The sequence below is a fragment of the Marinospirillum sp. genome, assembly GCF_014859565.1.
This window is the reverse complement of sequence record NZ_JACUUA010000116.1, coordinates 1-11,083: the sequence shown is the minus strand read 5'-3', so window position 1 is coordinate 11,083 and position 11,083 is coordinate 1. Positions and strand designations below refer to the sequence as shown.

The window sequence follows — 11,083 nt, the reverse complement described above, 5'->3', positions numbered from 1 at the left end:
CTAACCAGAAACGCGAGGCGCTTCAACTTCGAGGCGCTTGGCGGCAATCACAGCCTGGGTACGAGAATGTACACCCAGCTTGCGCAGGATGGCGGTGACGTGTGCCTTGATGGTTGCCTCAGAAACCTGCAACTCATAAGCAATCTGCTTGTTCAGCAAACCTTCAGTCAGCATGCTCAATACGCGGAACTGCTGTGGGGTGAGTGATGCCAGAGCCTCAGCAAAGCGGGCTTCTTCTTCACTGATTTCATCCAGACCATCTGCAACTTCCGGTGGAATCCAGACTTCACCTTGAATCACCTGAGAGATGGCTGCTGCAATGGTATCCAAAGAAGAGGACTTGGGAATAAAACCGGAAGCACCATAATCCATGGCACGACGGATAACATGGGTTTCTTCACTGCCAGATACCACAACCACTGGTATGCCGGGATTAACTCCTCGCAGAAATACCAGACCGGAAAAACCATGAGCACCCGGCATATGCAGATCCAGCAGAATCAAATCAGCATCAGGATGATCCGCAACAGCTTTGTGTACGGCTTCGAGTGTATCCGCTTCAACGATTTCGACATCGCTGAGTGCCTGGCGAACTGCCTGCTGCAGAGCGGCCCGAAACAGGGGGTGGTCGTCAGCAACGATAATCTTGTGGCGTAAAGCCATTCACTTTCCTCCGGCAGTCTGTAAATCCTGAGTCATTATTATATTCCTGCCATGAATAATCAAGAAACAATCCATTATGGCTATCGTTGACAGACACACAAAAAGAAAGCCCCGCCGAAGCGGGGCAAGAGCAATGCCAAAGGTTACAAGCCGAGGATTACTTGGTTGCGCGGTTAGCAATCAGGTCATCAACAACCGATGGATCTGCCAGAGTGCTGGTATCACCTAGACCGTCTGTTTCGTTGGCGGCAATTTTACGCAGAATACGGCGCATGATTTTACCAGAACGCGTTTTTGGCAGACCCGGAGAGAATTGAATGACATCAGGAGAAGCAATCGGACCAATCTCCTTACGCACCCACTTCACCAACTCTTTCTTGAGGTCATCACTGGGTTCAAAGCCATCGGCCAGTGTGACATACACATAAATACCCTGACCTTTGATGTCATGCGGGTAACCAACCACTGCTGCTTCAGCAACAGATGGGTGAGCAACCATTGCAGACTCAACTTCAGCAGTACCCATCCTGTGACCGGAAACGTTGATAACGTCATCCACACGACCGGTAATCCAGTAGAAACCATCTGCATCACGGCGGCAGCCGTCACCCGTGAAGTACATGCCTTTGTAGGTGGTGAAGTAGGTTTGCACAAAGCGCTCATGATCACCCCAGATGGAACGACCCTGACCCGGCCAGGAATCCAGAATGACTAAGTTACCTTCGGTTTCACCTTCCAGAATTTGGCCTTCAGCATCCACCAGCGCTGGCTGCACACCAAAGAAAGGCAGGGTAGCAGAACCAGGCTTCAGATCTGTAGCGCCGGGCAGTGGCGCAATCAGGATGCCGCCCGTCTCAGTTTGCCACCAGGTATCCACAATCGGGCACTTGCTGTTACCGATCTTATCGTAGTACCACTGCCAGGCTTCTGGGTTGATTGGCTCACCTACGGAACCCAACAAGCGCAAAGAGGTACGCTTGCTATTACCCATCACACCTTCACCCTGAGCCATCAGGGCACGTACAGCGGTCGGCGCTGTGTAGAAGATGGTTACACCATGCTTATCAATCACATCACCAAAGCGGCTGTGGCTTGGGTAGGAAGGCACACCTTCAAACATCAGTGTGGTGGCGCCATTAGCCAGCGGTCCATAAACAATGTAGCTGTGACCTGTTACCCAGCCCACGTCTGCAGTACACCAGTAAACATCACCGGGCTTGTAGTCAAAAATGTACTGATGGGTCATGGAGGCATAAACCATGTAGCCGCCAGTTGTGTGCTTCAGTCCTTTTGGAGCACCTGTGGAGCCGGAAGTGAACAGAATAAACAGCGGGTCTTCCGCTTCCATTTCTTCCGCAGGGCACTCATCTGCACAATCAGCAACCAGATCATGCCACCACACGTCACGATGATCGTGCCAGGCAATATCGCCACCGGTACGCTTCAGCACAACCACGTGTTCAACGGTTTTTACACCGGGATTGGTCAGACCTTCGTCGACGTTTTCTTTCAAGGGCACATGCTTACCACCACGCAAACCTTCGTCAGAAGTAATAATCACGCGGGAGTCAGAACCAATCACACGGCTGGCAATGGCATCCGGAGAGAAGCCACCAAATACAATAGAGTGGATGGCACCCAGACGAGCACAAGCCAGCATGGCAACAGCAGCTTCAGGCACCATCGGCATGTACAGGGTGACCACTTCGCCTTTTTTAACACCCAGTTTTTTCAGGCCATTGGCAAAGCGGCAAACATCATGATATAGCTCACGATAGGTAATTTTTTTGTCTTCAGCTGGGTTGTCACCTTCCCAGATGATAGCAACCTGGTCACCACGAGTTTCCAGGTGACGATCCAGACAGTTGTAAGAGGCGTTCAGGGTGCCATCTTCAAACCAGCGGATATCGACATTGTGAGAATCAAAGCTGGTATTTTTAACCTTGGTATAAGGTTTGAACCAGTCAAGACGCTTACCCTGCTCTGCCCAGAATGCGTCGGGGTTTTCTACTGATTCCTTGTACATGGCAAGGTATTTTTCCTTGTTGATCCATGCGCTTTCTGCCAGCTCTGGTGTTACAGGATAAACTTTCTGTTGTTCGCTCATCAGACTCAGCCTCTGCCTGGGGTGGATTGTTTTTATGTAAAAATCTTGCGACAAGTTATACATGCCCAACATGGTGCAGCAACATTAGACCTTGGTAGCAACAAAAAACCATTTAAATTCAATGAGTTATAGCGAAGTGACCGAGTTGTCACTTTTCAGTCACGCTTTCATCCACACGTAAAAAGCTTAAATGGGTTTTACACTGCCGGCAGATGTACCTTTGTCCCCGCAAAATACGGTTGTGCCTGCGAATGGTCAAGGCGTGCTCCCGATCATGACAACCACAAGTGTAAACATAACCTTGGCGTGCCGAGCGGCTAGTATCAAAAGAATGGGTTCGACGCGGCTCCAGGGCAAATACCTGCCGCATGATTTGTTGCCATTCATAACCGTGAGGGCGCACACCCCGGCCATGCAGCTTCCGGGCCAGAAGATGAGCCACCTCGTGGGGTACAACCTCAGCCAGAAAAGCATTTTCGTTTTCTGCCAACAGCACAGCATTAAAACGTAAACGGTTTTTCTGCAACTCAGCCACACCGGCACTGCGCCCACGAAGATTCAGCAGAATTTGTGGTCGGGCAAAAGATTTTAGGTACCAGGCTTCTGCCAGCGCGTAACATTTAAAGACCTCAGCACGCAGGTGAAGCTCCAGTTCGGGTAAAATGGGGGGGCTTTTTTGCACAAAACACCTTTTCTCTGGTGCCTGCCAGTCGCCTGACAGGTAGAATCCTGAAATCAACCGCTCCTTGCCTCAGAGGTTTTATGAATCAGGAAAATGAACTGCCCCGGATGTTACTGAATACTGACCAGTTGGAGCAACTGGATGAACTGCTGATTCAACTGGGCACGGATGAAGATGAAGATGCAGACCTGTTTATTGCTCTGGGTTATATCACTGCCAGAGCCATGGAACCACAAGACAGTACCGCCACCGACTGGTTGCCTTCTTTATTTGCCAATACACCAGCTATCGGTACTGCCGCGGATCAGCTGTTGCAATTGCTGGAAGAAGCCAGCCGCTCGGCTCGTCAGGGGTTTTATCAAGGCGGCGGTATTGAGCTGCCTTTTGATACTGATCTAAATGAAGACACTGAAGGTTTTATTGGTGACTGGTGTGCCGGTTTTATGCAGGCAGTTTTTGAACAGGAAGACCTCTGGCTGGGTAGCCAAGAGCAGGATATTGCCGAACTGCTGTTGCCTTTGATGGCGCTGTCCGGCCTGTTCAGTGAAGAAGAAGACTTTGCTGAAATGGAAGAAGATCAGGCGTTGATGTCCCAGTTTACCCAGCAACTGCCCGAGCTGTTGCTGGATATCTACTGTCAACTGAATGCCCCGGAAGAAAAACCACCTACTCCACCTACCCGTAACAACAAAAGCAGCAAAAATCGCCGCCGCTGATTTTTATTTTAACGGCTGCTTTTATCGCAGCCGTTGAGCCAGCACATCCGGAAAAAAATGGCGACCATCCACCAGCAGTCCGGATCGCCAGGAAAAGTGTTTTTTCATGGTGCCCCTTGTTATTGACCTGTCATCCCGGAGTGATATGCCACGACTACGACTGACAGCCCTGACCTGGCCCTACCGCCTATTGCTCAACGGCTTGTTGCGCCTGCTGGTCAGGCCGCATTTTACCCCTGATTTACAGGGTCTCCGCAAGGATCTGCCCACCTTTTACCTGCTGGATCGTTACAGTCTGACTGAAAAACTGCTGTTGCAACGGCTGATTCGTCAACACCAGTTGCCAGCAACCGGCAGTCAGGCACTGGGCAATCAGCATTTTGACACCAGTCTGTTATACCTACAGGATCTGGAACACGTCTGGCAAGTATTACAATCCAGCCCGGATGCAGATTTGCAGCTGATTCCTGTCAGTTTTTTCTGGGGACGTGCACCGGGGCGCGAAGAATCCCTGCTAAAAATCATCACCGCTGACTCCTGGGCTTTTATGGGCGGCATCCGGCGCTGGTTTGCCATCCTGCTGCATGGCCGACAACTCTGGGTCGAGGCCGGACAACCGGTACGTGCCCGACGGGTGATGGCTCAACCACAACTGATGGCAAAAGGTGCCAGTTATGCGGCGAATAAAAGCCGTCGGTTGTTGCAGCAGTATTTTCGCAGGGTACGCACCAGAATCCTCGGGCCGGATCTTTCTCACCGTCGCACACTGGTTAATAGCCTGATGACCTCTCCCGCTTTGCGGGCAGCCATCCAGCAACAGGCACAGGTCACTTCAGCAAAAGCAGCGCGTGAGCAGGCACTGGCTTATATCAACGAAATTGCCTCCAATGTGTCTTATCCCGTACTGCTGGTAATGGATCGGCTGTTATCCCGCCTCTGGAACCAGCTTTATGCCGGCATTCGCATTACCGGGCTGGACAGGCTCAAATCCCTGGCCGGACAACACACGCTGGTGTACCTGCCCTGTCATCGCAGCCACATCGACTACCTGCTGTTGTCTTATGTGTTGTTTAAAAATGGCCTGATGCCACCGCACATTGCTGCAGGCATTAACCTGAATATGCCAATCATCGGCCCCCTGTTGCGCCGAGGTGGTGCCTTTTTTATGCGCCGCAGCTTTCGTGACAACCCGCTCTACTCCGCAGTGTTTAATGAATATTTTTACCACCTGCTAAAACAGGGACACCCGGTTGAGTTTTTTGTAGAAGGTGGCCGCTCACGCACCGGCCGTACCCTGCCACCCAAGGCAGGCATGTTATCCATGACCCTGCAGGCCGCCGAACGAGGTGTCACCAAACCCCTGCTACTGATTCCCGTTCACCTGGGTTATGAAAAAGTGCTGGAAGGCTCCACCTACCTGCATGAACTGCGCGGCAAAAGCAAAAAGAAAGAATCACCACTGGATCTGCTGCGTGTGCTGCGTAATCTCCGGCAATATTTTGGTCAGGTGGATGTCAGCTTTGGAACTCCGATTCCACTGAATTCAACACCGACAACCACTAAAACAGATCGCACCCGACAGGTCAGCCAGCTCTGTCGGCAGGTGGCTTGCGGCATCAATCAAGCCGCCACCCTGAACCGAGCCAATCTTTTAGCACTGGCACTGCTCGCCAGTCCACACCGTGTGCTGGAGGCCAACAACCTGCTGGCACAGATGCAAACCCTGGCACAGCTGGCAAGCATGAATGATGTAACCGCCTTGCCGGATGGACAGCCGGAAGACTGGCTGGCAGCAGGGGAAAAGCTGGGATTTGTAGAAAAAATGCCGCATCCGTTGGGTGATCTTTACCGCTGTAATGAACAACAGGGTATCCTGCTGACCTGGTATCGTAACAATGCCATGCATCTGTTTGCCCTGCCGGGGCTGGTGGCTTTTTTGTTTATGAACCAGAAAACCTTGAGCAGTGAACAGCTGAAACAACAAGCTTTACTGGTATACCCCCTGTTAGCAGAAGAACTGTTTTTACCCCTGTTGGAAGATCAACAACTGGATGCACAGTTTGATACCAGCCTGGAACAACTCACTCAACTGGGCTTGCTGGAAAAAACGGTCGATCAACACTGGCAGCGACCCGCTGAACACCTGCCGGGATGTATGCGTCTGAGATTACTGGGTAGTTTGGTACAACCAGCGCTGGAGCGTTTTTACCTGCTGCTGGCTTTACTGGAACGCAACGGTAACGGACAATTAACCAGCAACGAGTTGATCAACCAAAGCCGTGAAATGGCACAACGCCTGACCATCTTACAGGGGCTGGACTCACCGGAATATTCGGACAGCCGCCTGTTTGCCCAGGCATTACAACAGCTGATGGATCAGGGATGGTTGAGCCTGGATGAACACCAGCGACTGGTGTACAGCGAAGAACTGCTGCGAGTGACCCGACAAGGCAGAAAACTCTTCGATCCCCAATTAAGGCACAGCTTACTCAGCCTGACATGGCGGCAGCCAAGTGAGTGATATCAGCCAAGATAATTCAACCTTCTGCCGGGAACTTTTGCCAGAGATAAAAACATCAAAAGACCTGATTTATTAACAACCACCTTCGTGTTTTATGCTTTTTCCAGGCTACGCAGGGTGTAGATGTCGAAGCGGTTGGCCTTGCCTTCCAGACTGAGGTTAGGTGCTCGCCCTACCAGACAGGGCGCCTTACGTGGCCGTTTGACCACCACCCGGTGGCTGGCCAAATCCAATGCCTGCTGCAATAACAGATCTGCATCTTCATCCTTACCGACCAGATCGCGGAAAAACCGCATTTCCTTTTTGACCTGTGCACTTTTATCACTGTGTGGGAACATCGGGTCTAGATAAATCACCTGCGGGGAAAAATCAGCTGCCTTTGCCAGTACCGCCATACTCATGGTGGAATCACCCCTGACCAGTCGCAAACGCTGCTGCAACCAATCCAGTTCAGGATCAGTAGTGGATCTTTGCAAGGCATCCTGTACCAGAGCGGCTACCCAGGGGTGGCGCTCAATACCCAATACCGGACAACCCAGAGAAGCCAGCACAAAAGCATCTGCAGCCAATCCAAGTGTGGCATCCAGTATACGCGGTGAAATACCGGGCTTAAGTCCACAGGCTTTGGCAATCGCCTGACCTCGCCCACCACCAAACTGGCGGCGGTGTGCCAGGACACCAGCAGTAAAATCCACCCGCACTGGATGAATATCTGGCAAGTTAGCATGAACCAGTGACAAACCATGAGCGTCACAACGCAGATACAGCCCACTGACAGGCAGCTCAGTCGTCAGCGGCAGTTGTAATTGATCAGCCCAGCAAGTGGCTTGTTCATGTGCGGGGGGGATACAAAGAATCAAACCAGTGAGTTCAGCAGACATGGAAAAGAATTTCAGACATAAAGATCAATACGGTGCCATTCAGCCGCCAGACGTCCCTGATGTGCCACCATCCAGTAACCCTGCAGAGCGCGTCTGGCTCTGGCTGAAAGTTCACGTTCGTCCAGCTCCCAGGATTCATCAGCAGCAATATAGTCCACCTCAGGATCCAGTCGGATAACACCCTTGGCTGCACTCGGCTTTTCAGCAGTGTCATCAACACTCTCCGGCGCTTTTTTACGTCGCCTGAGCGGTTGCGGCTGGGGTGACTGAACGGAACCCTGGATACGCATACTTTATCTCTGGGAAGGATGGATCACTTTGTTGTGGACAAAGAACTTATCGTCCTGCAGGTGCAAAACTTGACCTGTCTCAGGGCAATCAGCTGCCATGAGTCACCTTGTCACGCAAATAAACCGCCTGAGCTTCAGCAGCATCCACAGCACCCCCTGCTTGCCAGATTTGTGCCGCCAGATGTGCCATGGCACCAGCCGCAGGTCGAATCTCCGGCAATTCCTGCTGAATACAACTCCGCAAAACCGGTGGCAAACGCTCAACAAATACAGCACCCGATCCAGCCAGCACCCAGTCCTGATCATCCAGCTTGTTCAGCATCACCGCTTCCGGCTGGCTCAGCATTTCCGCCATTAAGGCTACTGGTTGTTGATCCTGCCATTGCCAGGCACACCAGTAAACTTCATCCATGCGAGCATCCAGCAGGGTCAGTACTTTTTTGGCAAAGTACTGCTGATGGGTACTCCAGGCGATGGATTGTAAGGTTGAAACAGGGATGACCGGGCGATCCAGCGCCAGTGCCAACCCCTGAATGCTGGCTGCAGCAATACGCAGCCCGGTGAAGGAGCCTGGCCCGCGACCGTAGGCCAGTGCATCCAGCTGACTCAGCTCAGTACCAGCATCTGCCAGCAGCTTTTTGATCTGTGGCAGCAGTGCCTGAGCCTGCTGCCGGGGCAGCAGTTGAAAATCCTCCAGCACTTCACCATCACACCAGAGTGCAACAGAACCTGCGTCGGAGGAGGTATCCAGAGCCAGTATACGCGTCATGCTGTATCAGGCACCCAGGACTTTCAGCACCTGGGTACGAATATCATCCACACTGCCAACACCCTTGATATGGGCATAAACAGGTGCCTGCTCAGGGTCTTGTTTGGCCCAGGACTGATAGTACTCAACCAGAGGTGCAGTCTGATCATGATAAACAGCCAAGCGATGACGTACTGTGGCTTCGTTGTCATCTTCACGCTGGATCAGATCTTCACCCGTCACATCATCCTTGCCTTCCACCTTGGGCGGATTGTAAACCAGATGGTAAGTACGACCAGAGGCAGGGTGAACACGACGGCCAGACATACGCTGGACAATTTCTTCATCAGCAACAGCAATTTCCACCACGTGATCCAGTTTAACACCGGCTTCTTTCATGGCATCTGCCTGGGGGATGGTTCTGGGGAAACCATCAAACAGGAAACCCTTGGCACAATCAGGCTGGCTGATACGATCCTTGACCAGACCAATGATCAAATCATCAGAAACCAGACCACCGGCACTCATAATTTCTTTGGCTTTTAATCCCAGCTCAGTACCGGCCTTGACCGCTGCACGCAGCATGTCACCCGTGGAAATCTGGGGAATACCAAAAGCCTCACAGATAAACTGGGCTTGTGTTCCTTTACCGGCACCCGGTGCTCCCAATAAAATCAGACGCATTCTTGTCTCCTTGGTTAATATTTTTATGTGTTACTGAAGAGATAGGTAAACTGGATCGTCGCGAAATAAAGGACAATACAGGGAGTCCCCGGAGCTGACAAGCACCGGGGACTAAGACAAAAGGTGAGCAGTCGGTTCAGGCAACCCGGAAAGCGCTGATGGCCTGCTGCAAACTTATGGTAGTTTGTGTCAGTGCCTGACTGGATTCTGAGGTCGCCTGAGCACCCTGAGCACTGGCTTCACTGCCATCCCGAATTCGTCCCAGATTGGCATCAATTTCACTGGCAACAGCCGATTATTCTTCCGCAGCAGCCGCTATCTGCTGGTTTTTGGCATCAATATCCTGCACGGCTTGCAGAATATGGCTGAGTGCCTGACTGAATAACTCCCGCCGCTACGGGAGTTATTCGGGGTTTAAGCTATGTTGTTGTCTTACAAAAGCATTTTACGAATATCACTTAACTGCTGCGACAGGAAGGTGATAAAACGTGCTGCATCAGCACCATTAATAGCACGGTGATCATAAGACAAGGACAAGGGCAGCATCAGACGCGGCAGGAAAGTTTTGCCATCCCAGATGGGTTTGATACTGGCCTTGGAAACACCCAGAATTGCCACCTCGGGTGCGTTTACTATCGGTGTAAAGGCTGTACCACCGATCGAACCCAAGGAGGAAATGGTGAAACAGCTGCCTTTCATGTCTTCACCTTTCAGCTGTTTCTTCTGTGCTCTTGCTGCCAGCTCAGAAGATTCACGCGCCAGGTCATAAACACTTTTCTTGTCAGCATCCTTCACCACCACCACCAGCAGGCCGTCGGGTGTATCCACGGCAAAACCGATGTTGATGTATTTTTTCCAGATCAGTGTGTCGCCCTGAGCACCCAGGGATACATTGAACTGTGGATAGGCTTTTAATGCCAGTGCACAGGCCTTGATCAGGAAGGGCAGCGGAGTCACCTTGGCACCCTGCTTTTCCGCTTCTGCCTTGATTGATTTGCGGAAGTCTTCCAGCTCGGTGATATCAGCTTCATCAAACTGGGTAACATGCGGCACATTCAGCCAGGAACGATGCAGGTTTACCGCACCGGCCTTCAACAGACGGCCCATGGGTTTTTCTTCAATCTCACCAAACTGGCTGAAATCCTGCACTGGCACCGGCGGAATACCTGCACCACCAGCTGCTGCGGGAGCTGCTGCTGTACCGGAACGGCTCTGCTGCATCACCTGTTTAACAAAATTCTGCAGGTCTTCTTTAAGAATACGACCTCTGGGGCCACTGCCAGTGACCTGTGCCAACTCAACCCCAAGCTCACGCGCCAGCTGACGCACTGCCGGACCAGCATGTACCTTACCGGCAGGTTTAGCAGGTGTAGAACTGGGTGCAGAACTAGGTACAGAGGCTGATGCAGCAGCGGGAGTTGCCGGGGCTGCAGGAGCCTGAGTGGACGCCTGAGTAGCCGGAGCCGCAGTCTGCGTTGCTGCTGCGGTACTGCTGACTCCTTCTGCCTCAATGTAACCAATCAGGTGACCTTCAGAAACCTTGTCACCTTCTTTAACCAACAGCTCCACCAGTTTGCCAGCATAAGGACAAGGGATATCCATGGTGGCCTTGTCGGTTTCCAGGGTAATCAGGGTGTCTTCAGCATTCAGCTCATCACCGGCCTTCACATTCACTTCGATGATTTCAACTTCAGCGTGACCACCCAGATCCGGTACCCGAATTTCCTGACGGCCTGCTGGAGCAGCCGCAGCAACGGGCGCTGCAGCCTGAGGAGCTGCTGCAGGTGCAGG

10 protein-coding genes are annotated in these 11,083 nt (G+C 52.0%); 2 read left to right on the top strand and 8 right to left on the bottom strand.

What is annotated here, in order from left to right:
- From IBX50_RS13185 to IBX50_RS13175, 3 genes are all read right to left on the bottom strand, one after another.
- The gene (locus tag IBX50_RS13185; RefSeq protein WP_292256535.1) at positions 1–663 is read right to left on the bottom strand and encodes a response regulator transcription factor; all 663 of its coding nucleotides are present in this window, start codon (positions 661–663) and stop codon (positions 1–3) included.
- Positions 664–820: 157 nt separating this feature from the next.
- Positions 821–2,770, bottom strand: a complete 1,950-nt coding sequence (gene acs / locus IBX50_RS13180; RefSeq protein WP_292256533.1) for an acetate--CoA ligase — start codon at positions 2,768–2,770, stop codon at positions 821–823.
- A gap of 148 nt (positions 2,771–2,918) precedes the next feature.
- On the bottom strand, positions 2,919–3,452 hold the full coding sequence (locus IBX50_RS13175; protein WP_292256532.1) for a SprT family zinc-dependent metalloprotease: 534 nt from the start codon (positions 3,450–3,452) through the stop codon (positions 2,919–2,921).
- Positions 3,453–3,532: 80 nt separating this feature from the next.
- On the opposite strand from IBX50_RS13175, the gene IBX50_RS13170 reads away from it, so the two are divergent.
- Positions 3,533–4,168, top strand: coding sequence for a YecA family protein (locus IBX50_RS13170; RefSeq protein ID WP_292256531.1), 636 nt, complete (start codon positions 3,533–3,535; stop codon positions 4,166–4,168).
- Between the two features lie 106 nt (positions 4,169–4,274).
- The gene (gene plsB, locus IBX50_RS13165) at positions 4,275–6,689 is read left to right on the top strand and encodes a glycerol-3-phosphate 1-O-acyltransferase PlsB (RefSeq protein ID WP_292256529.1); all 2,415 of its coding nucleotides are present in this window, start codon (positions 4,275–4,277) and stop codon (positions 6,687–6,689) included.
- A 92-nt stretch (positions 6,690–6,781) separates the two neighbouring features.
- Here plsB and IBX50_RS13160 read toward each other — a convergent pair whose 3' ends face one another.
- The 5 genes from IBX50_RS13160 to aceF all read right to left on the bottom strand — a co-directional run.
- Positions 6,782–7,570, bottom strand: a complete 789-nt coding sequence (locus IBX50_RS13160) for a class I SAM-dependent methyltransferase (protein ID WP_292256528.1) — start codon at positions 7,568–7,570, stop codon at positions 6,782–6,784.
- Positions 7,571–7,581: 11 nt separating this feature from the next.
- Positions 7,582–7,860, bottom strand: coding sequence for a hypothetical protein (locus IBX50_RS13155; protein ID WP_292256526.1), 279 nt, complete (start codon positions 7,858–7,860; stop codon positions 7,582–7,584).
- Positions 7,861–7,948: 88 nt separating this feature from the next.
- Positions 7,949–8,629 carry a tRNA (adenosine(37)-N6)-threonylcarbamoyltransferase complex dimerization subunit type 1 TsaB gene (tsaB, locus tag IBX50_RS13150; protein ID WP_292256525.1) on the bottom strand — a complete coding sequence of 227 codons (681 nt, stop codon included), beginning with the start codon at positions 8,627–8,629 and terminating at the stop codon, positions 7,949–7,951.
- Positions 8,630–8,635: 6 nt separating this feature from the next.
- Positions 8,636–9,292 carry an adenylate kinase gene (gene adk, locus IBX50_RS13145; protein ID WP_292256523.1) on the bottom strand — a complete coding sequence of 219 codons (657 nt, stop codon included), beginning with the start codon at positions 9,290–9,292 and terminating at the stop codon, positions 8,636–8,638.
- Between the two features lie 432 nt (positions 9,293–9,724).
- Positions 9,725–11,083 (bottom strand): dihydrolipoyllysine-residue acetyltransferase (aceF, locus tag IBX50_RS13140; protein WP_292256521.1); only part of this gene is annotated, 1,359 nt, incomplete at its 5' end.